Origin of the sequence: Bacillus sp. LJBS17, assembly GCF_019334685.1 — a bacterium.
GTDB lineage: Bacteria > Bacillota > Bacilli > Bacillales > Bacillaceae > Bacillus > Bacillus subtilis.
Window position 1 is genome coordinate 1571306 of sequence record NZ_CP079759.1, and the last position, 25824, is coordinate 1597129.

Consider the following 25824-nt stretch of genomic DNA (forward strand, 5'->3'; position numbering starts at 1 on the left):
TGTCGATTGCTTTGACTACTAAAAAAACATCGCCTGATTTGTTATTGGTCATCATTACGTTATTATTATTAACAATCGGATTAATTATGGTGTACAGTGCGAGTGCGGTATGGGCGGATTATAAATTTGACGACTCATTCTTTTTCGCGAAACGGCAGCTTTTGTTTGCGGGAATCGGCGTCATTGCTATGTTTTTTATCATGAATGTCGATTATTGGACTTGGAGGACATGGTCCAAATTGCTGATGGTTATCTGCTTTTTCCTTCTGGTGCTTGTTTTGATACCGGGCGTCGGAATGGTGCGGAACGGTTCAAGAAGCTGGATCGGAGTCGGAGCATTCAGCATACAGCCTTCAGAGTTTATGAAGCTTGCGATGATTGCATTCCTTGCTAAATTTCTCTCTGAAAAACAAAAAAACATCACATCGTTCAAACGGGGGTTCGTCCCCGCACTTGGCATCGTGTTTTCAGCATTTTTGATTATCATGTGCCAGCCTGACCTCGGAACGGGGACAGTAATGGTCGGAACTTGTATTGTCATGATTTTTGTAGCCGGCGCACGGATCGCCCATTTCGTCTTTCTCGGGCTGATCGGCCTCAGCGGATTTGTCGGGCTCGTACTATCGGCTCCATATCGGATAAAGCGGATTACCTCATACTTAAATCCATGGGAAGACCCGCTCGGAAGCGGATTTCAGATCATTCAATCGCTTTATGCAGTGGGGCCCGGCGGGTTGTTCGGAATGGGGCTCGGACAAAGCAGACAGAAGTTCTTTTATCTGCCTGAGCCGCAAACAGACTTTATTTTCGCCATCTTGTCAGAGGAGCTGGGCTTTATCGGGGGAACACTTATTTTGCTCCTCTTCAGCGTCCTGCTGTGGAGAGGAATCAGAATTGCGCTTGGTGCCCCTGATCTGTACGGAAGCTTTGTCGCAGTCGGCATTATTTCAATGATTGCCATTCAAGTCATGATAAATATCGGCGTAGTCACGGGCCTGATTCCTGTAACAGGCATCACGCTCCCGTTTCTGAGCTACGGAGGCTCTTCATTGACTCTAATGCTGATGGCAGTTGGTGTGCTGCTGAATGTAAGCCGCTACTCGAGGTATTAACGAATGTATGTCCAAGCTTCCTGTCTAACATGAAGCTTGGAAACAATTGATGCGATAACCCTGTCCAACAAAACAGGGTTATCGTTATGTTAAAGAGAAACTTAGACTGGGGGAAAAGAAATGCGAATTGCAATAAGCGGAGGCGGTACAGGGGGACATATTTATCCTGCGCTTGCTTTTATTAAAGAAGTGCAAAGACGTCATCCTAATGTGGAATTTTTATATATCGGAACAGAAAACGGGCTGGAGAAAAAAATTGTTGAGCGGGAGAATATACCGTTTCGTTCAATTGAAATTACAGGATTTAAAAGAAAATTGTCATTTGAAAATGTCAAGACTGTGATGCGTTTTCTGAAGGGCGTCAAAAAGAGTAAATCGTATTTAGCGGAATTTAAGCCCGATGCCGTAATTGGAACGGGCGGTTATGTATGTGGGCCGGTTGTCTATGCCGCTGCGAAATTGGGAATTCCGACTATTGTCCACGAACAAAACAGCCTGCCGGGCATCACGAATAAGTTTCTTTCAAAATATGTTAATAAAGTAGCGATTTGTTTTGAAGAAGCGAAATCACATTTTCCTAGCGAGAAAGTTGTATTTACGGGAAACCCGAGAGCCTCTGAAGTCGTCTCAATAAAGACGGGACGATCAATGGCTGAATTTGGGCTTTCTGAAGACAAAAAAACGGTCTTAATTTTCGGCGGAAGCCGAGGCGCTGCACCGATTAACCGCGCTGTCATTGACATGCAGGATGCGCTGAAAACAAGAGACTATCAAGTGCTGTATATCACCGGCGAAGTTCACTATGAAAAAGTAATGAATGAGCTGAAAAGCAAGGGTGCCGCTGATAATATGGTCACAAAGCCGTTTCTTCATCAAATGCCTGAGTATTTAAAGGCCATTGATGTCATTGTGGCTAGAGCCGGTGCGACAACGATTGCCGAAATTACTGCTCTCGGAATCCCAAGTGTTCTGATCCCGAGTCCATATGTGACAGCGAATCACCAGGAGGTCAATGCGAGGTCTCTTGGCCAGCATGATGCGGCGATTGTACTGAAAGAAACAGAGCTCAGCGGGGAGAAGCTGATTGAAGCGCTAGACCGGATTGTACTGAATGAGCAAACGTTAAAGGAAATGAGCGAACGAACAAAGTCACTCGGTGTTCCTGACGCGGCTGCCCGTTTATACAGCGTACTCGAGGAATTAAAAAAATAGTAGAAAAGCAAATGGAATGCGGAGGTTTACGATGGAGAAAGTGATACAGGAATTAAAAGAACGCGAAGTCGGCAAGGTTCTTGCAAATGAACCGCTCGCGAATCATACAACGATGAAAATCGGCGGACCTGCGGATGTATTGGTCATTCCAAGCAGTGTAGATGCTGTTAAAGACATCATGGACGTGATTAAAAAATATGATGTGAAGTGGACAGTCATCGGCCGCGGATCAAATCTTCTTGTTTTAGATGAAGGAATTAGAGGCGTAGTGATCAAGCTGGGTGCGGGTCTTGACCATTTGGAGCTTGAAGGGGAGCAAGTAACAGTCGGAGGCGGTTATTCAGTGGTCCGCCTTGCTACATCATTGAGCAAAAAAGGCCTGTCCGGTTTGGAATTTGCTGCCGGCATTCCAGGATCAGTCGGCGGAGCGGTTTATATGAATGCCGGCGCTCACGGTTCTGATATGAGCGAGATCCTCGTCAAAGCGCATATTTTGTTTGAAGACGGAACGATTGAGTGGCTGACAAATGAGCAGATGGATTTCAGCTACAGGACATCTGTACTGCAAAAGAAACGCCCGGGCGTTTGCCTTGAAGCTGTTTTGCAGCTGGAGCAGAAGGATAAGGAATCAATCGTTCAGCAAATGCAAAGCAATAAAGACTATAGAAAAAATACACAGCCGTATTCAAGCCCTTGTGCGGGAAGCATATTCAGAAATCCGCTTCCCAATCATGCCGGGAACCTTGTAGAAAAAGCAGGCTTGAAAGGATATCAAATCGGCGGTGCAAAGATATCGGAGATGCACGGAAACTTCATCGTCAATGCGGGGGGAGCATCAGCAAAAGATGTGCTTGATCTCATTGACCATGTGAAAAAGACAATCCGTGAAAAATACGAGATTGATATGCACACAGAGGTTGAAATCATCGGCGGAAATCGCTGATTCAAGTTCTGACTGAAGCTGTTCATATGATATACTGTAAGCAAACGACAAACGGCATCATAGTATGCCGTTTGTTTTGGAATAGACAGACTTTTAACAGCTGTTTCATTTGAATGAGGTGAACAGGCAATGAACCCGGGTCATGACCGAGAAAAAATCGTTAACATTGAAGAGCGGATCCCTAAAATTAAAGAGCAGAGGAAACAAAAGGCAAACCGCCGTCTCATTTCATTTATTATGCTCTTTTTTATTATGGTGCTGATCATTGTGTACCTGCAAACACCAATCAGTAAAGTATCAACAATCTCTGTTACAGGGAATGAAAATGTATCAAAAAAGGAAATTATCGACCTTTCCGATATTAACAGCGGAGATACTGAGTTTTGGAGTTTGGACAAGCAAAAAACAGAAAAGAAGATTCAGCAAAATAAATTAGTGAAAAAAGCGGAGATCAGCAAATCGCTTCCTAATAAAATCAACATTGCAATCGAAGAATATAAAGCGATTGCTTATTTAGAAAAAGACGATGTGTACTATGAAGTGCTTGAAAACGGCTCAGTTCTGCCAAACGAAGTAACGCCGGATGATGCCGGACCGATTTTAGTGAATTGGACAAACGCGAAGAAGCGGTCTCAAATGGCCAAGCAGCTCGATGCGTTGTCAAATTCGTTAAAACAGTCGATTTCAGAGATTTATTATACGCCTGTAAAAATGGATGAAAACCGTATTAAGTTGTACATGAACGACGGTTATGTTGTCACTGCATCTATTAAAACGTTTGCAGACCGAATGAAGACGTATCCTTCTATCATTTCTCAGCTAAGCAGCAATAAAAAAGGAATCATTCATTTAGAAGTTGCCACCTATTTTGAAGAGTTTGGGAAAAACGATAAAGCTGCTAAAAAGGAAGATGAAAATTGAGGGGCAAATCAGCAGTCCTTCTTTCCTTGATTATGCTTATCGCAGGCTTTTTGATTTCATTTTCTTTTCAAATGACAAAAGAAAACAACAAAAGCGCGGCTGAGACGGAAGAGTGGAAAAAAGAATATGCGCTGAGAGATGAACTTCTGAAACAAGAGAAAGAAAATAAGAAGCTTGAAAAAGAATTATATCAAAAGCAAAACAAAGTCCGCCAGGCGGAAAATAAGCTGAAGAAAGAGAAGTCGGAATACTATAATGTCCTCGAAGATACAGAAAAATACAGGATGTATATTGGGGAAGTCGGTGTGCAGGGAGAAGGCGTTGAGGTGACATTGGAAGATGCGTCATACATACCGGAAGGGGAGAATGTGAATAGTTACATCGTTCACGAAAGCCATATCTTCCAAGTAGTAAACGAACTGTATATCTCAGGAGCGGCAGCTGTCGCCGTTAATGGACAGCGTTTGACGCATGATTCGTATATCAAATGCAATGGTCCTGTGGTAACGGTAGACGGGGTGCAGCATCCCGCTCCGTTTACTGTATCCGCTATTGGAGATCCAGATGTCCTGCTGCCCTCGTTAAATATCGCAGGAGGCCTAATTGATCAGCTGTCAATGGATCATATTTCTGTGTCGGCAGAAAAAGAGAAAAACGTACAAATGAAACCGATTCTGAAAACGAAGGAATGACTGAAAAAGCGGGTGAAATAGATTGAAAATAAAGCGTTCCTTCATAAGCATCAGTGTGCTTATGGTCATCTTCGGCCTGATGATATCTGTTCAGTTTAATTCGTTAAAGCACCCCAAAGTCCGGGATACAAGAGATATGTGGGATATTAGGGAAGAGCTGACATCAGAGCAGAAGAAGCAGGAAAAGCTGCTGGCTGAAATAAACAAATATGACAAACTGCTGAATAGCTATTCGCAAACGAAAGAAATGACAAAAGAAACCGCGCTAAATAATACCTTGCAATCCTTAAAAAAAACAGCCGGCATGACCGATATAACAGGTAGCGGAATTGTCATTACGATTTCCCCGCTTTTTTCTGAAAGCTTAACAGGAGAGCCGGTCGAAAATCCGCCTCCGGATTTGCTGAAAAAGCTGATTAATGAACTCAACTCCTACGGTGCAGAGCATATCTCGATTAACGAGCGAAGAGTTGTGAATCATACAGTCATCAGAGATATAAACGGCACTACAAAAATAGACGGATACGCCCTTGACGATTATCCTTTAACAGTAAAAGTGCTTGCCAAAGATCCGGACATGTTACACAGCAGAGTGAAGGGGTCAGGCCTTGAGGATCTTTTTGCATCTGAAAATTTAGCATTAAAAGCCGGTAAATCTGAAAGCAAACTAACATTAAAAGCATATGACAGACCACTGGACGTACAACAGCTGAAACTGCTTAAAGACTGAAAAGGAGGAGAATTGTCATGTGGCTGCCCGTGTTGGGACTGGTGCTCGGAATAGCGATTGGACTAATGACAAACTTAACGATACCGAGTGAATACTCAAACTATTTATCGCTTGCGGTGCTTGCCGCACTTGATACATTAATCGGCGGAATCAGGGCGCATTTACAAGGTACATATGATGAAATGGTATTTGTTTCCGGTTTCTTTTTTAATATTATATTGGCAATAAGTTTAGCTTTTCTGGGAGTCCATCTTGGTGTAGACTTGTATTTAGCAGGTATATTCGCATTTGGAGTCAGATTATTTCAGAATATAGCCGTTATCAGAAGAAATCTACTAACAAAGTGGACTCTTTCTAAAAAAAATAAAAAAAATGTGATATAAAAGAGGATATACATAGGATATAACGAATATTTTCAATAAACATAAAATGTGAAAAGCACATAAAAATATTCTGTTGTTATTTTTTGTTACACACTTGTAAAGCCACATTCATTGTATTGTTGTTCCGCAAATAATAGAATAGAAATGATCGAAATGTGAGGAGGTGCCATAGAATGAACAACAATGAACTTTACGTCAGTCTTGACATCGGTACGTCCAATACAAAAGTGATCGTCGGAGAAATGACAGATGATTCCCTTAATATTATCGGTGTGGGAAATGTACCGTCTGAAGGGTTGAAAAAAGGCTCAATCGTTGATATAGATGAGACCGTTCATTCTATAAGAAAAGCGTTTGACCAAGCTGAAAGAATGGTAGGTTTTCCGCTTAGAAAAGCTATTGTCGGCGTTAATGGAAATTATATCAATATTCAAGATACAAACGGTGTTGTAGCAGTTTCCAGTGAAAATAAAGAAATTCAGGTTGAAGATGTACGCCGTGTCATGGAGGCGGCACAGGTTGTTTCCGTACCGCATGAACAGCTGATTGTTGACGTCATTCCTAAACAGTTTATCGTAGATGGAAGAGATGAAATCACCGACCCGAAAAAAATGCTGGGTGTGCGTTTAGAAGTAGAGGGCACCTTGATCACCGGTTCAAAAACAATCTTACATAACTTACTCCGCTGCGTTGAAAGAGCTGGTATTGAAATAACTGATATTTGCCTTCAGCCGCTGGCAGCCGGTTCTGCTGCATTATCAAAGGACGAGAAAAACCTTGGTGTGGCTCTCATTGATATAGGGGGAGGGTCAACAACCATTGCCGTATTCCAGAACGGACATCTCACTTCTACCCGTGTCATTCCTCTCGGAGGCGAAAATATCACCAAAGATATCTCCATCGGATTGAGAACGTCAACAGAAGAAGCAGAACGCGTGAAAAAGCAATTTGGACATGCCTACTATGACGAAGCCTCGGAAGATGAAATATTTGAGGTAACCGTTATAGGCACCAATCAAAAACAAACATTTACACAGCAAGAAGCAGCGAATATCATTGAAGCGAGAGTAGAGGAAATTCTTGAAATTGTTTCAGAAGAGCTTCGCAGTATGGGAATTACCGATCTGCCGGGAGGCTTCGTGCTGACAGGAGGACAAGCAGCTATGCCGGGTGTCATGTCTTTGGCACAGGATGTGCTGCAAAACAATGTCAGAGTGGCAAGCCCGAATTATATCGGTGTAAGAGATCCTCAATATATGACGGGAGTGGGCCTGATCCAATTCGCCTGCCGGAATGCAAGAATCCAAGGCAGAAAAATAGGCTTTAAGATGCCTGAAGAAGCGATACAGGAAATCGCAGTCTCATCATCTGAGGAACAAGAGCAGCATCATCACCAAAATGAGGTGCAGCAGCGGCCAAAAGGAAAACAAAAAACACAAGCCGAACATAATAAACAGAGCAAAATGAAAAAACTATTAAGCATGTTTTGGGAATAGATAGATAGTCATTCGGCAGATTAGGAGGATTTAGCATGTTGGAGTTCGAAACAAACATAGACGGCTTAGCATCAATTAAAGTAATCGGAGTAGGAGGCGGCGGTAACAACGCCGTTAACCGAATGATTGAAAATGAAGTGCAAGGAGTAGAGTATATCGCGGTAAACACGGACGCTCAAGCTCTTAACCTGTCAAAAGCAGAAGTGAAAATGCAAATCGGCGCAAAGCTGACTAGAGGATTGGGAGCAGGTGCGAATCCGGAAGTCGGGAAAAAAGCCGCTGAAGAAAGCAAAGAGCAGATTGAAGAAGCACTTAAAGGTGCTGACATGGTATTCGTGACAGCTGGTATGGGCGGCGGAACAGGAACAGGTGCCGCACCGGTTATCGCACAAATTGCGAAAGACTTAGGCGCATTAACAGTCGGCGTTGTGACAAGACCGTTTACCTTCGAAGGACGCAAAAGACAGCTTCAGGCTGCAGGCGGAATCTCGGCAATGAAAGAAGCGGTGGATACACTGATCGTGATCCCGAACGACCGTATCCTTGAAATTGTTGATAAAAACACACCGATGCTTGAAGCATTCCGTGAAGCGGATAACGTACTTCGCCAAGGGGTTCAAGGTATTTCTGACTTGATTGCTACACCTGGTCTTATCAACCTTGACTTTGCTGATGTGAAAACAATCATGTCAAACAAAGGATCTGCTTTGATGGGTATCGGTATTGCTACTGGGGAAAATCGCGCGGCAGAGGCAGCAAAAAAAGCAATTTCCAGCCCGCTTCTTGAAGCGGCCATTGACGGTGCGCAAGGCGTCCTCATGAACATCACTGGAGGAACAAACCTCAGCCTATATGAGGTTCAGGAAGCAGCAGACATTGTCGCTTCGGCGTCTGATCAAGACGTAAACATGATTTTCGGTTCTGTTATTAATGAAAATCTAAAAGATGAGATTGTGGTGACAGTGATTGCAACCGGCTTTATCGAACAAGAGAAGGACGTGACGAAGCCTCAGCGTCCAAGCTTAAATCAAAGCATCAAAACACACAATCAAAGTGTTCCGAAGCGTGAGCCAAAACGTGAGGAACCTCAGCAGCAGAACACAGTAAGCCGTCATACTTCACAGCCGGCTGATGATACGCTTGACATCCCGACATTCTTAAGAAACCGTAATAAACGCGGCTAATGTAAAGGACAAAATCGTTTTCGATTTTGTCCTTTTTTGTTTTTCTCTTCACACTTTCCTTCTTATAAAGTCTTTTTCCCTATTGCTTCCTTCGCTTAGTAACAAAACAGATAATTAGACCCATTTATTTTTGTGACATTTTTATCATTTTCATATATATGGAAATTGAATGACATGAAACGACAATATCTGTAATTCAGATTGTCTACAGTTAATATACAGCGATGTTCTGACAAACCATTCATTATTAAAAGGAGGGACGACACTTTTTTTAAAAAGCATGTTGAAAAAGGGGGATGAAAATGAAGAAAAAAACGAAAAACAGACTCATCAGCTCTGTTTTAAGTACAGTTGTCATCAGTTCACTGCTGTTTCCGGGAGCAGCCGGGGCAAGCAGTAAAGTCACCTCACCTTCTGTTAAAAAGGAGCTTCAATCTGCGGAATCCATTCAAAACAAGATTTCGAGTTCATTAAAGAAAAGCTTTAAAAAGAAAGAAAAAACGACTTTTCTGATTAAATTTAAAGATCAGGCTAACACAGAAAAAGCGGCAAAAGCGGCTGTTAAAAAAGCGAAATCGAAGAAGCTGTCTGCCGCTAAGACGGAATATCAAAAGCGTTCTGCTGTTGTGTCATCTTTAAAAGTCACAGCCGATGAATCCCAGCAAGATGTCCTAAAATACTTGAACACCCAGAAAGATAAAGGAAATGCAGACCAAATTCATTCTTATTATGTGGTGAACGGGATTGCTGTTCATGCCTCAAAAGAGGTTATGGAAAAAGTGGCGCAGTTTCCCGAAGTGGAGAAGGTGCTTCCTAATGAGAAACGGCAGCTTTTTAAGTCATCCTCACCATTTAATATGAAAAAAGCACAGAAAGCTATTAAAGCAACTGACGGTGTGGAATGGAATGTAGACCAAATCGATGCTCCAAAAGCTTGGGCACTTGGATACGATGGAACTGGCACGGTTGTTGCGTCCATTGATACCGGGGTGGAATGGAATCATCCGGCATTAAAAGAGAAATATCGCGGATATAATCCGGAAAATCCTAATGAGCCTGAAAATGAAATGAACTGGTATGATGCCGTAGCAGGCGAGGCAAGCCCTTATGATGATTTGGCTCATGGAACCCATGTGACAGGCACGATGGTGGGCTCTGAACCGGATGGGACAAATCAAATCGGTGTAGCGCCTGGCGCAAAATGGATTGCTGTTAAAGCGTTCTCTGAAGATGGCGGCACTGATGCTGACATTTTGGAAGCTGGTGAATGGGTTTTAGCACCAAAGGACGCGGAAGGAAATCCCCACCCGGAAATGGCTCCTGATGTTGTCAATAACTCATGGGGAGGGGGCTCTGGACTTGATGAATGGTACAGAGACATGGTCAATGCCTGGCGTGCGGCCGATATTTTCCCTGAGTTTTCAGCGGGGAATACGGATCTCTTTATTCCCGGCGGGCCTGGTTCTATCGCAAATCCGGCAAACTATCCAGAATCGTTTGCAACTGGAGCGACTGATATCAATAAAAAGCTCGCTGACTTTTCTCTTCAAGGGCCATCTCCATATGATGAAATAAAGCCGGAAATATCTGCACCGGGCGTTAATATTCGTTCATCCGTTCCCGGTCAGACATATGAGGATGGTTGGGACGGCACATCAATGGCAGGGCCGCATGTATCCGCTGTTGCTGCACTGCTGAAACAGGCGAATGCCTCACTTTCTGTTGATGAGATGGAGGATATATTAACCAGCACGGCTGAACCGCTCACGGATTCAACATTTCCTGATTCACCGAATAACGGATATGGCCATGGTCTGGTGAATGCTTTTGATGCTGTATCCGCTGTTACAGATGGATTAGGGAAAGCGGAAGGACAAGTTTCTGTAGAGGGGGATGACCAAGAGCCTCCTGTCTATCAGCATGAGAAAGTAACTGAAGCTTATGAAGGTGGCAGCCTGCCACTGACTTTGACAGCTGAAGACAATGTGAGTGTGACATCTGTAAAGCTGTCCTACAAGCTTGATCAAGGTGAATGGACAGAAATAACGGCGAAACGAATCAGCGGTGATCATCTAAAAGGAACGTATCAGGCAGAGATCCCAGATATAAAAGGAACTAAACTAAGCTATAAGTGGATGATTCACGATTTTGGCGGTCATGTCGTTTCGTCTGACGTATACGATGTAACAGTGAAACCAAGCATCACGGTGGGATATAAACAGGACTTTGAAACTGCACCCGGCGGCTGGGTTGCGAGCGGAACAAATAATAACTGGGAATGGGGAGTTCCGTCAACTGGCCCAAATACAGCAGCATCCGGAGAAAAAGTATATGGAACGAATTTGACAGGAAATTATGCCAACTCAGCAAACATGAACCTTGTTATGCCTCCTATTAAAGCACCTGATTCAGGAAGTCTGTTCCTTCAATTTAAAAGCTGGCACAATTTAGAGGATGATTTTGATTACGGCTACGTTTTTGTTCTTCCGGAAGGTGAAAAGAATTGGGAGCAGGCTGGTGTCTATAACGGAAAGACATCAAGCTGGACGGAGGAAGAAATTGATTTATCGGCTTATAAAGGCCAAAACATTCAAGTGATGTTTAACCTTCAATCTGATGAAAGCATTGCAAAAGAGGGCTGGTATATTGATGATGTAGTGCTTTCTGACAAATCAGCCGGAAAAACAGTCAAAAAGAATAAGCTGGGCGTCGAAAAGCAGTCTGGAAAGCAAAAGAAAAAGCCAGTAAATCCGAAAAAGGCTAAGCCATCTGCAAACACAGCGGTAAAACATCAGAACAAGGCTATACAGCCTCAAGTTTTGCCGCTCAGGGCACAAGTCAGTGTAGTGGAAACAGGAAAATCAACATATTCAGATCAATCCACAGGGCAGTACACGCTGAAGCACAAAGCGGGAGACTATACGCTTATGGCAGAAGCATATGGTTATCAGTCGAAAACACAAAAAGTATCTTTAAAGACGGATCAGACGACACAAGCTAATTTTACGTTAGAAGAGATGAAGAAGGGCACATTAAAAGGCACGGTCATCAATAAAACGACAGGAGAGCCGGTAAAAGGCGCTTCCGTTTATGTTGTAGAGGATGCTGCGGTGGAACCGGCTATGACAAACGACAAAGGTGAATATACGCTGGAGGCCTATGAAGGCGCTTATACGATTAAAGTCGCTGCACCGGGTTATTACAGTGATGAATTTTCCGTTGAGTTAAAAGGTGATGTAACAAAAGAAACTGCATTGAAGCCTTTCGTTGGTTATCCGGGTGAAATTGCATATGATGACGGAACGGCGGAGAATGCCAATTCCTATTTTGCTGCCGGGAACGGATGGGCGGTAAAAATGACGCTCGCTGACGGCAAGGACAAAGGCATGCTTACAGGAGGGCTGTTCAGATTCTGGGATACAGAGTTCCCTGATCCGGGCGGAACAGAGTTTAAGGTTGAGGTATACGATGCTACAGGAAAAGACGGAGCACCGGGCAAGAAAATTGCCGGGCCATTTAACGCTGAAGCTCTTCGCAATGGCGAGTGGACTAAGGTAGATCTCAGTTCAAAAGGGATTATGGTCGATAGAGACTTTTATCTCGTATATATCCAGTCAAAACCTGATCCGTATTCACCTGGATTGGCAATGGATGAAACCGGCCAGAATTCCGGCCGCAACTGGCAGTATATAGATGGAAAGTGGCAGCCAGGTGACAAAGCGGACGGCAACTATATGATTCGCGCATTAGTTGATTATGAAGCTGCTGTACCTGAGATTACTTCACCGACAGACAAGTCATACACAAATAAGGAGAACGTCACTGTAAAAGGAAAAGCTTCTCCTAGTACAACGGTACACATTTATAATGATGAGAAAGAAGCAGGAGAAACAAAAACTGCCGCGGACGGCACGTTCCAGACAGGCATCACACTCAACAAGGGTGATAATGAGCTGACGGCAACTGCATCAACTGACAACGGAACAACAGATGCCTCCAGCCCAATCACGGTCACGCTTGATCAAGAAAAGCCTGAGTTAACGCTGGACACTCCAAAGGATGGCGGGAAAACAAATAAAGAAACGCTGACTGTCAAAGGGGCAGTATCCGATGACAATTTGAAAGACGTCAAGGTGAATGGCAAAAAAGCAACAATAACTGATGGTTCATACTCAGCCCGGATTCTTTTGGAGAATGGAAGCAATGAAATCAAGGTGATTGCTACAGACTTAGCAGGCAACAAAACGACGAAAAAGGCTGTCATTGATGTCAATTTTGACAAGCCTGTCATTTCTGGCTTAATTCCGGGAGAGGATAAAAACTTAAAAGCCGGTGAATCTGTGAAAATCGCTTTCTCAAGCGCTGAGGATTTAGATGCAACGTTTATCATTCGTATGCCGCTGACCAATGCAAGAGCGAGTGTGCAAAATGCCACCGAACTCCCGTTAAGAGAAATCTCTCCGGGGAGATATGAAGGCTATTGGACAGCCACTTCTTCTATTAAAGCAAAAGGAGCAAAAGTAGAAGTGATCGTCCGAGATGATTATGGAAATGAAACAAGAAAAACTGCGAATGGAAAACTTAATATCAACACAGAAAATTAAGTGGAAAAAAGCTGCCGTCATTGGCAGCTTTTTTTATATCCTCTCATTATACTTCCTCGACAAATTAAGCAGATTTCCCTGAAAAATTGTATTTTCCTCTCAACATTAATTGACAGACTTTCCCACAGAGCTTGCTTTATACTTATGAAGCAAGAAGGGGAACAGCGTGAGGCAAGAAAGAAAGGAGTCAGATGTGAAAATCTATTTAGATGTCATTTGGCTGTTAAACTTTTGTTTTGATGCACTTTTGCTTTTGCTCACGGCATTTATTTTAAAACGGCATGTAAAAAAAAGAAGACTGGTAGGCGGAGCGTTCATCGGTTCCAGTATTGTCCTTTTGATGTTTACTCCTTTTTCGCCGATTGTTGAACATCCGGCTGGGAAGCTAGCTTTTTCAGTTGTGATTGTGGTGGTGACATTTGGCTTTAAAAGATTTCGGTTTTTCTTTCAAAATTTGTTTTCCTTTTATTTTGCCACTTTTTTAATGGGGGGAGGAATTATCGGAGCCCATTCTTTGCTGCAGTCAAATTCTATTGTTCAAAACGGTGTCATGATTACCAATCAAACAGGGTTTGGAGACCCGATCAGCTGGTTGTTTATTGTTGGTGGCTTTCCAGCATTATGGTTTTTTTCTAAAAGAAGAATTGAAGATATTGAAACAAAAAACATTCAATATGAGGAACGAGTCAGCGTGCAGGCAGATTTGGGCAGCCAAACACTTCATGTCAGAGGCCTGATTGATTCCGGTAATCAGCTGTACGATCCTCTTACAAAAACACCGGTAATGATCATTTACATTGATAAACTGGAGCCGATTTTCGGAACAGCCGAAACGATGATCATTCGAAACACAGACCCATTGGAAGCCATCGAACAGCTCGATGATTCCTTTCGCTTTTTAGATAAAATGAGGTTGATTCCATACAGGGGAGTTGGTCAGCAAAATCAATTTTTATTATGCGTTAAACCGGATCACGTAACGATTATGACAAAAGAAGAAATGATCTCTGCAGATAAATGTTTAATCGGCATCAGCACAACAAAGCTGTCGGCAGATGGAGAGTTTGACGCGATTATTCATCCGAAAATGCTTTCGGGCAAGGCTGTCAAACACGTTTCATAATGTTCGCAAATGTCCGTTACTTATCATACTCAAACGGCGTGACATTTAGAAGGGAGAGGAAGATGAAAAAACTGAAATTACGGTTGACGCACCTCTGGTATAAGCTGCTGATGAAACTTGGGCTGAAAAGTGATGAAGTCTATTACATAGGCGGGAGTGAAGCCCTGCCGCCTCCATTATCTAAAGATGAGGAGCAGGTTTTGTTAATGAAGCTCCCAAACGGCGATCAGGCGGCGCGCGCCATTCTAATTGAACGCAATTTGCGTCTGGTCGTATATATCGCCCGTAAATTTGAAAATACGGGAATTAATATAGAGGATTTAATCAGCATCGGTACCATCGGTCTAATCAAAGCTGTGAATACATTCAATCCAGAAAAGAAAATCAAGCTTGCTACCTATGCCTCCCGGTGTATAGAAAATGAAATCCTGATGTATTTAAGAAGAAATAACAAAATCCGTTCAGAGGTTTCCTTTGATGAACCGCTTAATATTGATTGGGACGGCAATGAGCTTTTGCTTTCTGATGTGCTCGGCACTGACGATGACATCATCACTAAAGACATAGAAGCTAACGTCGATAAAAAGCTTTTGAAAAAAGCGCTTGAACAGCTTAATGAGAGAGAAAAGCAAATCATGGAGCTGCGGTTTGGGCTTGTCGGTGAAGAAGAAAAAACCCAAAAGGATGTAGCGGATATGATGGGGATTTCTCAGTCTTATATTTCGCGGCTTGAGAAAAGAATTATAAAAAGATTGAGAAAAGAGTTCAACAAAATGGTGTAAAAAATTTTATGGTTAGAACCCCTTGATTTTACAGGGATTTCCTGATTTCGACAGTTTTTCGGTCTGAGTGCAGTGCATATTTTTCCCACCCAAGGAGATACTTAACGTTGTACAGCAGCTCCTGTAGGGAGGGAAAAAAGTGTCGAGAAATAAAGTCGAAATCTGCGGGGTGGATACCTCCAAATTACCAGTACTCAAGAATGAAGAGATGAGAAAGCTGTTTAGGCAGCTGCAGGATGAAGGCGATGATTCAGCAAGAGAAAAGCTTGTAAACGGGAACTTGCGTCTTGTCTTAAGTGTCATTCAACGATTTAATAACAGAGGGGAGTATGTTGATGACTTATTTCAAGTCGGCTGCATCGGACTAATGAAATCCATTGATAATTTTGACCTAAGCCACAATGTTAAGTTTTCAACATACGCTGTACCTATGATTATCGGAGAGATCCGCAGGTATTTACGCGATAATAACCCGATCCGTGTCTCAAGATCACTCCGGGACATCGCTTACAAGGCGCTTCAGGTAAGAGAGCGGTTAATCAGTGAGACAAGCAAGGAGCCGACTGCAGAAGACATCGCAAAAGTTCTTGAAGTACCGCATGAGGAAATTGTATTTGCGCTTGATGCCATCCAGGATCCGGTTTCTCTATTTGAACCGATCTATAACGACGGCGGAGACCCGATCTATGTGATGGACCAAATCAGTGATGAGCGTAACACAGATTCACAATGGATTGAAGAGCTGGCTTTAAAAGAGGGCATGAGAAGGCTGAATGATAGGGAAAAAATGATTTTGAGAAAGCGATTCTTCCAAGGGAAAACCCAAATGGAAGTCGCCGAGGAAATCGGAATTTCTCAAGCGCAGGTGTCCAGACTTGAAAAAGCGGCTATCAAACAAATGAATAAAAATATTCATCAATAATGAAAAGCCTTTAAAACGATGTTGTTTTAAAGGCTTTTCTATTGATTATGGATGGTTTACGTTTTGGAAAAAGTAAGGTATCCTAGTTCGTACAAAGTTTTATGAAAATTAAAACAATTATAAAAGGCAATAAAGAGGAGGACCACGATGATTTTGCAGCTTGACAATGTCTCACTAAAACGGAATGGGAAATGGATACTGAGAGATATTCATTGGAAGGTGGAAGAAAAGGAAAATTGGGTGCTTTACGGCCTAAATGGCGCCGGGAAGACAGCGCTGTTAAATATGCTTTGCTCTTATTATTTTCCAACATCAGGCGAGATGCAGGTGCTTGGCCATGAATTTGGCAAAACAGAGCTTGGGGAAAAGCTCAGACGTAAAATTGGCCTCGTCTCAGCAGCTCTTCAGCAAAAATTGTATCCGGCAGATTCAGCCTTTGAAATTGCTTTGAGCGGAGCTTACGCTTCGATTGGGTTATATGAAACGCCAAGTAAGAAAACCAGGGAAAAAGCGATTGGTTTGTTAGAGGACTTGGGAGCAATTGAATATGCCGATCGCCGCTATGAAACCCTTTCTCAAGGGGAAAAACAAAGAGCATTGATTGCTAGAGCACTAATGGCCGATCCGGAGCTGCTGATACTGGATGAACCAGTCACAGGACTGGATTTTATTGCCCGGGAAAAGCTGTTAGATACGATTACATACATTGCAAACAAAGAAAATGCACCATCTATCCTTTATGTGACTCATCATGCTGAAGAAATTTTGCCTGTCTTTGATAAAGCCCTTTTATTAAAACAGGGAGAGGTCTTTGGATCCGGAGAAATAAAGGAAATGCTTACTAATCAAATACTTTCCGCTTTTTTTGATACGCCAATCCATGTATTATGGAATCAAGATCGGCCGTTTTTAACTAGAGCTGAGCCGATAACGAATGCCTGACAAATATATATAGATTCATCCTAGGGGTGCTTTGCGAAGCTGAGAGAGACGTTGTCTCAACCCTTTTGACCTGATCTGGATCATGCCAGCGGAGGGAAGCGGTGAAAAGCGGAGTACATCGGACTCCGTTTGTTTTTATTAAGCCGTTTCATCACATTTGAAACGGCTTATTTGATTTTAAAGAATAGGAGCGGATTTACATTGGATCAACAAATAGACTCTTTGCAAAAAAAAGTGGAAGAACATAAGGAGGAGCTTATTCAGCTTGCGAAAACGCTAATTTCTTATCAAACACCTGCTCCGCCTGCAAGAAATACAGAGGGCATTCAGTCATGGATTGCGGGATATTTAAATGAATTGGGATTCTCGATCGACAAATGGGATGTGTACCCTGGAGATCCCAATGTTGTAGGGAAGCTAAAAGGAACAGATTCAGCAGATTATTATAGCCTGATTATCAATGGCCATGTAGATGTGGCAGAGGTAAAAGAGGATGAAAAATGGGAGCATGATCCATTTCATCCAATTGAAAAAAACGGTCTCTTAATCGGTCGAGGCGCTTCCGATATGAAGGGCGGAATGGCTTGTGTGTTGTTTGCTGTCAAATTGATTCGTGAAGCAGGCATTGAACTTCCCGGTGATCTGATTCTGCAATCGGTTATCGGGGAGGAAGTTGGAGAAGCCGGCACGCTTGAATGCTGCAAGAGGGGCTACCACGCTGATTTTGCAATTGTCGCGGATACGAGCGATATGCATATTCAAGGCCAAGGCGGTGTCATTACAGGCTGGATCGAAATCAAAAGCAGTCAAACATTTCATGATGGAACGAGACGGAATATGATCCACGCAGGGGGAGGAACATTCGGAGCAAGCGCAATTGAAAAAATGGCGAAAATCATTGCGGGGCTCGGTGAACTTGAGCGCCACTGGTCTATTATGAAAAGTTATCCCGGCTTTAAACCTGGAACAAATACAATTAACCCGGCTGTTATAGAAGGCGGCAGACATGCGGCTTTTATAGCGGACGAATGCCGGCTGTGGATCACAGTCCATTTTTATCCGAATGAAACCCATGACCAAGTGGCAGCGGAAATAGAAGATTACGTCAATCCGCTGAGTGACAGTGATATTTGGCTTAGGGAAAACCGCCCTGTATTCAAGTGGGGAGGCTCATCTATGATAGAAGACAGAGGAGAAATTTTTCCGGCATTGGAAGTTGACCCTGGCCACCCAGGCGTCTTAGCGCTAACTGCCTCTCATCAGAAAGTGAAACGGGAGTGTCCAATTATTGACGTTTCTCAATCAGTTACAGATGGCGGATGGCTGTATGATGCCGGTATTCCATGCGTAATATACGGTCCTGGAGATCTGCACAATGCACACTCTGTGAACGAGAAGGTATCGATTGAGCAGCTAGTAGAGTATACAAAAATTATACTCGATTTTATCATCAGCTGGTGCAGCCGGAAAAAAGAGCAATGACATGAAAATTTCTTCTTGCTGACAAGGTTCAGCCTGCCCGTTCATATACTTGAACAAAAGGACGGAAAAAGGACGTGATGGAATGATCAGCATTTCAGAATTTCAGGTAAAGGATGTCGTCAATGTCTCAAACGGAAAAAAGCTGGGGAGTATTGGTGATATTGATATCAATGTGACCACTGGTAAAATTCAGGCGATCATACTAGGAGGAAATGGGAAAGTTCTCGGATTTTTTGGAAAAGAAGAGGAATTGGTCATTCCATGGCGAAATATAGTAAAAATCGGGGAAGATGTAATCTTGGTCCGATTAAGTGAACCACATGCATAAACCTGCTTGTCTGCCGCAGATTGGCAAATGCCGGAAGTCTCGATTCTTCCGGCACATTTCATTTAGAAATATGCAAATCGGCGCTCAACGTATGCAGTAAGATGTGGTAAAATAAGTGGGAAATTCCGCTTTTTTAAATGTTTGTCGAAAGGTTGGATCATCATGAATACATATCACCCATTCAGTCTTACCACACCCTCGACACTCATGATACAAGACTGGGCTCAAACGAATCAAAACAACAAAGAGGTCATTGCCGGATTTACGACAAAAAACGGCGGTGTCAGCCAAAAGCCTTTTGAATCGTTAAATACAGGATTGCACGTTCATGACAAAGATGCAGATGTAGTTAAAAATCGTGAATATATTGCCGATATGTTTAATACTGATTTGCAGTCTTGGGTATTCGCTGATCAGACACATGATAATCGCGTTCAGAAAGTGACGCAGAGGGATAGGGGAAAAGGCGCCCGTGAGTATCACACGGCTCTAAAAGCAACGGACGGGCTCTATACAAATGAAAAAAATGTATTTTTGGCATTATGCTTTGCTGATTGTGTGCCTCTTTTCTTTTATGATCCGGTTAAGTCGCTTGTCGGAGTCGCCCATGCCGGGTGGAAAGGCACCGTCAAACAGATTGGCAGAGAAATGGTGAAGCAATGGACTGAGAAGGAAGGTTCAAATCCCTCAGATATTTACGCTGTTATTGGCCCGTCTATCAGCGGAGCATGCTATACGGTAGACGACCGCGTAATGGATGCTGTCCGCGCATTGCCGGTTTCAGCAGACCTTGCCGTTAATCAGACGGCAAAGGCACAATATCAGCTTGATCTGAAAGAGCTGAACCGTCTTATACTGATGGACAGCGGTTTGGCAAGTGAACAAATTTCTGTCAGCGGTTTATGCACGGAAAGCGAGCCGTCTCTTTTCTATTCTCACCGCCGCGATCAGGGGAAAACTGGACGGATGATGTCCTTTATCGGAATGAAGGAGGCATAAAAGATCTTGCGTGTTGTTGATAATTTACGACATATAAACGAACGAATAAACGAAGCATGTAACAGATCGGGCCGCAGCTCCGATGAAGTTACGGTTATTGCAGTCACTAAATATGTATCGCCTGAAAGAGCACAGGAGGCAGTAGATGCTGGCATCACCTGCCTCGGAGAGAATCGGGATGCGGAACTGCTCCGCAAACAGGAATTGATAAAAGGGAATCCGGAATGGCATTTTATCGGCAGTCTGCAATCAAGAAAAGCAAAATCTGTCGTCAATTCGGTTTCCTATATCCATTCCCTAGACCGGCTCTCATTAGCGAAAGAAATTGAAAAACGGGCTGAAGGTACTGTACGATGCTTTGTGCAGGTCAATACCTCTCTTGAGCCTTCTAAACACGGCATGAAAAAAGAAGAAGTCATTCCATTCATACAGGAGCTTTCCGGTTTCGAACATATCCTTGTTGCCGGGCTGATGACAATGGCTCCGCTGACTGATGATCAAGATCAGATCAGAAGCTGTTTCAGGTCGCTGAGAGAACTCCGTGACCAGGTTCAGAAGCTGAACCAGCCGAACGCTCCGTGTACTGAACTGTCGATGGGCATGTCAAATGATTTTGAAATTGCAATTGAAGAAGGAGCTACTTATATTAGAATCGGCTCATCGTTAGTCGGAAATGAAACAGGGGGTGTACAGCAATGAGTATGAAAAATAAACTGAAAAACTTTTTCTCAATGGAAGATGAAGAATACGAATATGAATATATTGAGACAGAGCGGGAATCTCATGAGGAGCATGAGCAAAAAGAAAAGCCGGCTTATACGGGGAATAAACCTTCGGGCAAACAGAATGTAGTGAGCTTGCAAAGTGTTCAGAAATCCTCTAAAGTGGTGTTGAGTGAGCCGCGCGTTTATGCGGAGGCGCAGGAAATAGCCGACCATTTGAAGAACCGGCGGGCAGTTGTCGTCAATCTTCAGCGGATACAACATGACCAGGCGAAGCGGATTGTTGACTTTTTAAGCGGAACCGTTTATGCCATTGGCGGCGATATTCAAAGAATCGGCTCAGATATTTTCCTCTGCACGCCTGACAACGTAGATGTATCAGGCACAATTTCTGAGCTCATATCTGAAGACGAACATCAGAGGTGGTAAAGCGAGATGATCCTTTATCAAGTTTTTTCGGTTTTAAGCTTATTAATCACAATATACTCATTTGCCCTGATCATATATATTTTTATGTCATGGGTGCCGAGTACGAGGGAAACAGCAGTCGGGCGTTTTTTGGCTTCGATTTGTGAACCATATCTCGAACCATTCAGAAAAATCATTCCTCCGATTGCAATGCTGGATATTTCACCAATCGTAGCAATACTTGTGCTTCGGTTTGCGACAACCGGCTTGTGGGGACTTTATCGCATGATTGCGTTTTAATGTGACAGTTTGATAGGGGCTTGGCAGCAGCCAAGCCTCTTTACATAGAAGGGAAAGACGATGAGCGATATATATCAGCACTTCAGAAAAGACGAGCGGGCCTTTATTGATCAAGCGCTCGAATGGAAAAGAATTGTCCAGGAGCAGTACAGGATGAAGCTGACCGACTTTTTAGATCCCCGAGAGCAGGTCATCCTCTCTGCTGTTACGGGACAGGCAGATGTCGGGCTTGCCTTTTCCGGCGGCTATGACAGAGCGGAGCGGAAACGGGCGATTCTGTATCCAGAGTACATTACTCCGGAAGAATCAGATTTTGAACTGCAGGCGTTTAACGTCCGTTATGCTGACAAGTTTGTCTCAGTAGATCATCGTTCTCTGCTTGGTGCATTAATGGGCATAGGATTAAAGCGGCAAAAATTCGGTGACATCGTGTTTTCTGAGACAGCAGTGCAATTGATTGTCTCAGCCGATACCGCTGATTTTGTGGCTGCACAGCTGACCCAAGCAGGCAAAGCGGCGGTCAGCCTAGAGAAAATCGACTTGTCAGACCTTAACATTCCAGCAGTTGATGTCGAAATAAGAGATGACACGGTTTCTTCTTTAAGGCTTGACGCCGTCTGCGCCTCTATGAGCAGGCAATCCCGCCAGAAATCACAGACGCTTGTGAAAAACGGCCTTGTGAAAGTGAACTGGAAGGTGGTTGAAGATCCTTCATACATAGTCGCGGAAGGGGACATGCTGTCAATCAGAGGTTTTGGCCGGTGCAGCTTAACAAAAATCGAAGGGAAAACCAAAAAAGACAAATGGAGAGTTACGTTTGAACGACAAAAATAGTCGGTTTTTCAGTTTTTTTCTCCATCTGTGCGAAATTTGTTTTATAATGTGAACTAGATAACCGTACTGAAATGTAAAAATGGAGGTGGCATCATGCCATTAACGCCAAATGATATTCACAACAAGACGTTTACAAAAAGTTTTCGCGGATATGATGAAGATGAAGTAAATGAATTCCTAGCCCAAGTCAGAAAAGATTACGAAATTGTTCTCCGCAAGAAAACTGAGCTTGAAGCGAAAGTCAATGAACTAGATGAAAGAATCGGACACTTTGCCAATATTGAGGAAACATTGAATAAATCAATTTTAGTTGCTCAAGAAGCGGCTGAAGACGTAAAACGCAATTCTCAAAAAGAGGCAAAGCTGATTGTTCGGGAAGCGGAGAAAAACGCTGATCGCATTATCAACGAATCGTTATCAAAATCAAGAAAAATTGCAATGGAAATTGAAGAGCTGAAAAAACAGTCTAAAGTGTTCAGAACACGTTTCCAAATGCTGATTGAAGCTCAGCTTGATCTTCTGAAAAATGACGATTGGGATCATCTCCTTGAGTATGAAGTCGACGCTGTATTTGAGGAAAAGGAATAAATTCTCTGATTATCTTGACATTTTCTTAGCTTGTCGAATATAATACGTTCATAAATTCAGATGAAAAAACGGTTGAAAGGGACAGTCATGTTTCCTTCAGGCCTTCATAGCGACCCGGAGATGGTGAGAGTCCGGGATGGCCGGAATCATGTAGATCAGCCCTTTAGTTTCCTTGCTGAACTCACAGTAGGTTAGGACGTTCATCACGTTACGATGCTCAAGAGGAAAAAGCGTATGCTGGCTTTTTCTAAAAGGGTGGTACCGCGAGATAAGCTTTCTCGTCCCTTATGGGATGAGAGGGCTTTTTTTATTTTCTGAAAAAATGCAGTGGAGGAATGAAAATGGATTTTAAAGACACGCTCTTAATGCCAAAAACAGATTTCCCGATGCGTGGAAATTTGCCAAACCGTGAGCCTGATATTCAAAAGAAATGGGAGGAAGAGGATATCTATCGTCTTGTGCAGGAACGGACGAAAGACCGCCCGAAATTTGTTTTACATGACGGACCTCCGTATGCAAACGGCGACATCCATATGGGCCATGCACTTAACAAGATTTTGAAAGACTTCATTGTCCGCTATAAATCAATGAGCGGCTACAACGCACCGTATGTGCCGGGCTGGGATACACACGGATTGCCAATTGAAACAGCTCTGACAAAAAACAAAAAGGTCAACCGCAAAGAAATGTCAGTAGCGGAATTCCGCAAACTATGCGAAGAGTACGCTTGGAAGCAAATCGAGGGACAGCGTGAGCAATTCAAACGTCTTGGTGTCCGCGGTGACTGGGAAAACCCATATGTGACATTAAAACCGGAATACGAAGCGCAGCAAATCCGCGTATTTGGTGAAATGGCAAAACGAGGCTACATTTACAAAGGCCTTAAACCGGTTAACTGGTCACCTTCAAGTGAGTCTGCTCTGGCTGAAGCCGAGATCGAATATCAAGACAAACGTTCAGCATCTATTTACGTCGCTTTTGGTGTAAAAGACGGAAAAGGCGTTCTTGAAAACGGCGAGCGCATCATCATTTGGACAACAACGCCTTGGACAATTCCGGCGAACCTTGGAATCTCAGTGCACCCTGATCTTGAGTACAGCGTGATTGCAGTAGGTGAAGACCGCTTTGTCGTAGCAAGTGCCTTAGTCGAAAATGTTGCATCGGCATGCGGATTTGATCAGTATGAAGTGACAAGAACGGTCAAAGGGAAAGACCTTGAGAACATTATCGCTGAACACCCGCTATATGGCAGAGACTCTCTCGTTATGCTTGGTGAACACGTAACAACTGATGCCGGAACAGGCTGTGTTCATACAGCGCCAGGACATGGGGAAGATGACTTTATCATCGGCCAAAAATACGGTTTAGATGTGCTTTGCCCGGTTGATGAAAAAGGTGTAATGACAAGCGAAGCTCCTGGGTTTGAAGGCATGTTCTATGATGATGCAAACAAAGCGATCACACAGCAGCTCGATGAAAAAGGCGCACTTGTGAAGCTTGAATTCATTACTCACTCTTATCCGCATGATTGGAGAACAAAAAAACCAACCATTTTCAGAGCGACAGCGCAATGGTTTGCGTCTATTAAAGATTTCAGATCAGACCTGCTGGATGCCATTAAAGAAACCAAATGGGTTCCTGAATGGGGCGAGCAGCGTTTGCACAACATGGTTCGGGACCGCGGAGACTGGTGTATTTCCAGACAGCGTGCGTGGGGTGTGCCGATTCCGGTATTTTACGCTGAAAACGGAGAACCGATTATTACAGATGAAACCATTGAACATGTTTCTGAATTGTTCAGACAGCACGGATCAAACATTTGGTTTGAAAAAGAAGCAAAGGATCTTCTTCCGGAAGGCTTTACGCATCCTGGCAGCCCGAACGGCACATTTACAAAAGAACAGGATATCATGGATGTTTGGTTTGATTCAGGCTCTTCACATCAAGCAGTGCTTGAAGAACGTGATGACCTCGTTCGCCCGGCTGATTTATACCTAGAGGGATCTGACCAATATCGCGGCTGGTTTAACTCTTCTCTTTCTACAGCAGTAGCCGTAACAGGGAAAGCGCCGTATAAAGGTGTGCTCAGCCATGGGTTCGCACTGGATGGAGAAGGACGCAAGATGAGTAAATCAATCGGTAACGTTGTTGTTCCGGCTAAAGTTATGAAACAGCTTGGTGCCGACATCTTAAGATTATGGGTATCTTCAGTGGATTATCAGGCGGACGTTCGCGTGTCTGACGCCATTCTAAAGCAGGTTGCGGAAGTATATCGTAAAATCCGCAACACGTTCCGTTTCCTTCACGGCAACCTTTTCGATTTTGATCCAAAAACAAATGCGGTGGCTGTCGAAGATCTTCGTGAAGTGGATCAGTATATGCTGATTAAGCTGAACAAGCTGATTGATAAAGTGAAAAAAGCGTATGATGAGTACGAATTTGCGGTTGTGTATCACAGCATTCATAATTTCTGCACAATCGAATTGAGCTCATTCTACCTTGATTTTGCAAAAGATATTGTCTACATCGAGCATGCGGATCATCCGGATAGACGCAGCATGCAGACAGTATTCTACGAAACGCTTCTTGCATTAGTGAAGCTTTCAGCGCCTATCCTTCCACATACGGCAGACGAATTGTGGTCTCATTTAACATTTGTTGAAGAGCAGAGCGTTCAGCTGACCGATATGCCGGAAACAATCGCGGTTCCAAACAGTGAAGTGACTGAAGAAAAATTTGACCGCTTTATGGCTCTTCGTGATGACGTGCTAAAAGCGTTAGAAACTGCGCGAAATGAAAAAATTATCGGTAAATCTTTGGAAGCAAACCTGAAATTGTATCCAAACAAAGAAAACAAAGAGCTCTTGGCTTCCATAAAAGAAAACCTTTCTCAGCTGTTTATTGTGTCTGAACTGACAATCAGCGAAGAAAATGATGCGCCGAACGATGCGCAAAGCTTTGCGACAGGTAAAATCGCTGTCGAGAAAGCGGAAGGCGAAATGTGTGAGAGATCACGTGTGATTTCAAAAGATGTAGGTGCAAATCCGAAATATCCTACACTTTCATTACGCAACGCTGAAATCGTTGAAAAATACTATCAAAAATAATGAAAAGGGC

The 25824-nt window shown here is 43.4% G+C and carries 23 protein-coding genes, 1 riboswitch and 1 other annotated feature; all 23 genes read left to right on the top strand.

Going from position 1 to position 25824, the window contains the following annotated elements:
* The first annotated feature begins 11 nt into the window (after window positions 1-11).
* Window positions 12-1112: a stage V sporulation protein E gene (gene spoVE / locus KXZ66_RS08165; protein WP_010328062.1), complete on the top strand. Its 1101-nt coding sequence runs from the start codon at window positions 12-14 to the stop codon at window positions 1110-1112.
* Window positions 1113-1232: 120 nt separating this feature from the next.
* Window positions 1233-2324: an undecaprenyldiphospho-muramoylpentapeptide beta-N-acetylglucosaminyltransferase gene (gene murG, locus KXZ66_RS08170; protein WP_032725656.1), complete on the top strand. Its 1092-nt coding sequence runs from the start codon at window positions 1233-1235 to the stop codon at window positions 2322-2324.
* Between the two features lie 31 nt (window positions 2325-2355).
* Window positions 2356-3267: a UDP-N-acetylmuramate dehydrogenase gene (gene murB / locus KXZ66_RS08175; RefSeq protein WP_003232182.1), complete on the top strand. Its 912-nt coding sequence runs from the start codon at window positions 2356-2358 to the stop codon at window positions 3265-3267.
* Between the two features lie 129 nt (window positions 3268-3396).
* Window positions 3397-4188, top strand: coding sequence for a cell division protein DivIB (gene divIB / locus KXZ66_RS08180; protein WP_021479335.1), 792 nt, complete (start codon window positions 3397-3399; stop codon window positions 4186-4188).
* Window positions 4185-4880 (top strand): DUF881 domain-containing protein, encoded by a 696-nt coding sequence (locus KXZ66_RS08185; protein WP_015483203.1) that lies wholly within the window; start codon window positions 4185-4187, stop codon window positions 4878-4880. Before divIB ends, KXZ66_RS08185 begins: the two co-directional genes overlap by 4 nt.
* 22 nt (window positions 4881-4902) lie before the next feature.
* The gene (locus KXZ66_RS08190; RefSeq protein WP_032725658.1) at window positions 4903-5610 is read left to right on the top strand and encodes a DUF881 domain-containing protein; all 708 of its coding nucleotides are present in this window, start codon (window positions 4903-4905) and stop codon (window positions 5608-5610) included.
* 17 nt (window positions 5611-5627) lie between these two features.
* Window positions 5628-5993, top strand: coding sequence for a small basic family protein (locus KXZ66_RS08195; RefSeq protein ID WP_003238683.1), 366 nt, complete (start codon window positions 5628-5630; stop codon window positions 5991-5993).
* A gap of 173 nt (window positions 5994-6166) precedes the next feature.
* Entirely contained in the window at window positions 6167-7489 is a 1323-nt protein-coding gene (gene ftsA, locus KXZ66_RS08200; RefSeq protein ID WP_003232169.1) for a cell division protein FtsA, read from the top strand.
* A gap of 35 nt (window positions 7490-7524) precedes the next feature.
* Window positions 7525-8673, top strand: a complete 1149-nt coding sequence (ftsZ, locus tag KXZ66_RS08205; RefSeq protein ID WP_003232167.1) for a cell division protein FtsZ — start codon at window positions 7525-7527, stop codon at window positions 8671-8673.
* Between the two features lie 302 nt (window positions 8674-8975).
* Entirely contained in the window at window positions 8976-13277 is a 4302-nt protein-coding gene (locus KXZ66_RS08210; protein WP_124073201.1) for a bacillopeptidase F, read from the top strand.
* Window positions 13278-13470: 193 nt separating this feature from the next.
* Window positions 13471-14400 (top strand): sigma-E processing peptidase SpoIIGA, encoded by a 930-nt coding sequence (spoIIGA, locus tag KXZ66_RS08215; protein ID WP_003232163.1) that lies wholly within the window; start codon window positions 13471-13473, stop codon window positions 14398-14400.
* Between the two features lie 62 nt (window positions 14401-14462).
* Window positions 14463-15182, top strand: a complete 720-nt coding sequence (gene sigE, locus KXZ66_RS08220) for an RNA polymerase sporulation sigma factor SigE (RefSeq protein WP_003221446.1) — start codon at window positions 14463-14465, stop codon at window positions 15180-15182.
* 139 nt (window positions 15183-15321) lie between these two features.
* Entirely contained in the window at window positions 15322-16104 is a 783-nt protein-coding gene (sigG, locus tag KXZ66_RS08225) for an RNA polymerase sporulation sigma factor SigG (RefSeq protein ID WP_009967190.1), read from the top strand.
* Window positions 16105-16251: 147 nt separating this feature from the next.
* Window positions 16252-17046: an ABC transporter ATP-binding protein gene (locus KXZ66_RS08230; protein ID WP_049139960.1), complete on the top strand. Its 795-nt coding sequence runs from the start codon at window positions 16252-16254 to the stop codon at window positions 17044-17046.
* Between the two features lie 12 nt (window positions 17047-17058).
* Window positions 17059-17160, top strand: a riboswitch (TPP riboswitch).
* 87 nt (window positions 17161-17247) lie between these two features.
* The gene (gene ylmB, locus KXZ66_RS08235) at window positions 17248-18528 is read left to right on the top strand and encodes an N-formyl-4-amino-5-aminomethyl-2-methylpyrimidine deformylase (protein ID WP_219144869.1); all 1281 of its coding nucleotides are present in this window, start codon (window positions 17248-17250) and stop codon (window positions 18526-18528) included.
* A gap of 82 nt (window positions 18529-18610) precedes the next feature.
* Window positions 18611-18856, top strand: a complete 246-nt coding sequence (locus KXZ66_RS08240) for a YlmC/YmxH family sporulation protein (protein WP_003232153.1) — start codon at window positions 18611-18613, stop codon at window positions 18854-18856.
* Between the two features lie 162 nt (window positions 18857-19018).
* Window positions 19019-19855 (top strand): peptidoglycan editing factor PgeF, encoded by an 837-nt coding sequence (gene pgeF, locus KXZ66_RS08245; protein ID WP_015483207.1) that lies wholly within the window; start codon window positions 19019-19021, stop codon window positions 19853-19855.
* 6 nt (window positions 19856-19861) lie between these two features.
* Window positions 19862-20554, top strand: coding sequence for a YggS family pyridoxal phosphate-dependent enzyme (locus KXZ66_RS08250; protein WP_014476752.1), 693 nt, complete (start codon window positions 19862-19864; stop codon window positions 20552-20554).
* Complete coding sequence (gene sepF / locus KXZ66_RS08255) at window positions 20551-21006, top strand: cell division protein SepF (protein ID WP_014479735.1); 456 nt, start codon at window positions 20551-20553, stop codon at window positions 21004-21006. The genes KXZ66_RS08250 and sepF overlap by 4 nt, the downstream gene beginning before the upstream one ends.
* A gap of 6 nt (window positions 21007-21012) precedes the next feature.
* The gene (locus tag KXZ66_RS08260) at window positions 21013-21285 is read left to right on the top strand and encodes a YggT family protein (protein WP_003221463.1); all 273 of its coding nucleotides are present in this window, start codon (window positions 21013-21015) and stop codon (window positions 21283-21285) included.
* 60 nt (window positions 21286-21345) lie between these two features.
* On the top strand, window positions 21346-22119 hold the full coding sequence (locus KXZ66_RS08265; RefSeq protein WP_015383612.1) for a YlmH family RNA-binding protein: 774 nt from the start codon (window positions 21346-21348) through the stop codon (window positions 22117-22119).
* Between the two features lie 93 nt (window positions 22120-22212).
* Window positions 22213-22707, top strand: a complete 495-nt coding sequence (gene divIVA / locus KXZ66_RS08270; RefSeq protein WP_003221468.1) for a septum site-determining protein DivIVA — start codon at window positions 22213-22215, stop codon at window positions 22705-22707.
* A 62-nt stretch (window positions 22708-22769) separates the two neighbouring features.
* Window positions 22770-22996 (top strand) — a binding site (T-box leader).
* Window positions 22997-23048: 52 nt separating this feature from the next.
* Window positions 23049-25814: an isoleucine--tRNA ligase gene (gene ileS, locus KXZ66_RS08275; RefSeq protein WP_041850853.1), complete on the top strand. Its 2766-nt coding sequence runs from the start codon at window positions 23049-23051 to the stop codon at window positions 25812-25814.
* The last annotated feature ends 10 nt before the right edge of the window (window positions 25815-25824 follow it).

What these genes read in the sequence shown, in the direction of transcription:
- murG (WP_032725656.1), top strand. Translation starts at nt 1,233, where the DNA reads ATGCGAATTGCAATAAGCGGAGGCGGTACAGGGGGACATATTTATCCT.
- murB (WP_003232182.1), top strand. Translation starts at nt 2,356, where the DNA reads ATGGAGAAAGTGATACAGGAATTAAAAGAACGCGAAGTCGGCAAGGTT.
- divIB (WP_021479335.1), top strand. Translation starts at nt 3,397, where the DNA reads ATGAACCCGGGTCATGACCGAGAAAAAATCGTTAACATTGAAGAGCGG.
- KXZ66_RS08195 (WP_003238683.1), top strand. Translation starts at nt 5,628, where the DNA reads ATGTGGCTGCCCGTGTTGGGACTGGTGCTCGGAATAGCGATTGGACTA.
- ftsA (WP_003232169.1), top strand. Translation starts at nt 6,167, where the DNA reads ATGAACAACAATGAACTTTACGTCAGTCTTGACATCGGTACGTCCAAT.
- ftsZ (WP_003232167.1), top strand. Translation starts at nt 7,525, where the DNA reads ATGTTGGAGTTCGAAACAAACATAGACGGCTTAGCATCAATTAAAGTA.
- KXZ66_RS08210 (WP_124073201.1), top strand. Translation starts at nt 8,976, where the DNA reads ATGAAGAAAAAAACGAAAAACAGACTCATCAGCTCTGTTTTAAGTACA.
- sigE (WP_003221446.1), top strand. Translation starts at nt 14,463, where the DNA reads ATGAAAAAACTGAAATTACGGTTGACGCACCTCTGGTATAAGCTGCTG.
- KXZ66_RS08230 (WP_049139960.1), top strand. Translation starts at nt 16,252, where the DNA reads ATGATTTTGCAGCTTGACAATGTCTCACTAAAACGGAATGGGAAATGG.
- KXZ66_RS08240 (WP_003232153.1), top strand. Translation starts at nt 18,611, where the DNA reads ATGATCAGCATTTCAGAATTTCAGGTAAAGGATGTCGTCAATGTCTCA.
- pgeF (WP_015483207.1), top strand. Translation starts at nt 19,019, where the DNA reads ATGAATACATATCACCCATTCAGTCTTACCACACCCTCGACACTCATG.
- sepF (WP_014479735.1), top strand. Translation starts at nt 20,551, where the DNA reads ATGAGTATGAAAAATAAACTGAAAAACTTTTTCTCAATGGAAGATGAA.
- KXZ66_RS08260 (WP_003221463.1), top strand. Translation starts at nt 21,013, where the DNA reads ATGATCCTTTATCAAGTTTTTTCGGTTTTAAGCTTATTAATCACAATA.
- KXZ66_RS08265 (WP_015383612.1), top strand. Translation starts at nt 21,346, where the DNA reads ATGAGCGATATATATCAGCACTTCAGAAAAGACGAGCGGGCCTTTATT.
- divIVA (WP_003221468.1), top strand. Translation starts at nt 22,213, where the DNA reads ATGCCATTAACGCCAAATGATATTCACAACAAGACGTTTACAAAAAGT.
- ileS (WP_041850853.1), top strand. Translation starts at nt 23,049, where the DNA reads ATGGATTTTAAAGACACGCTCTTAATGCCAAAAACAGATTTCCCGATG.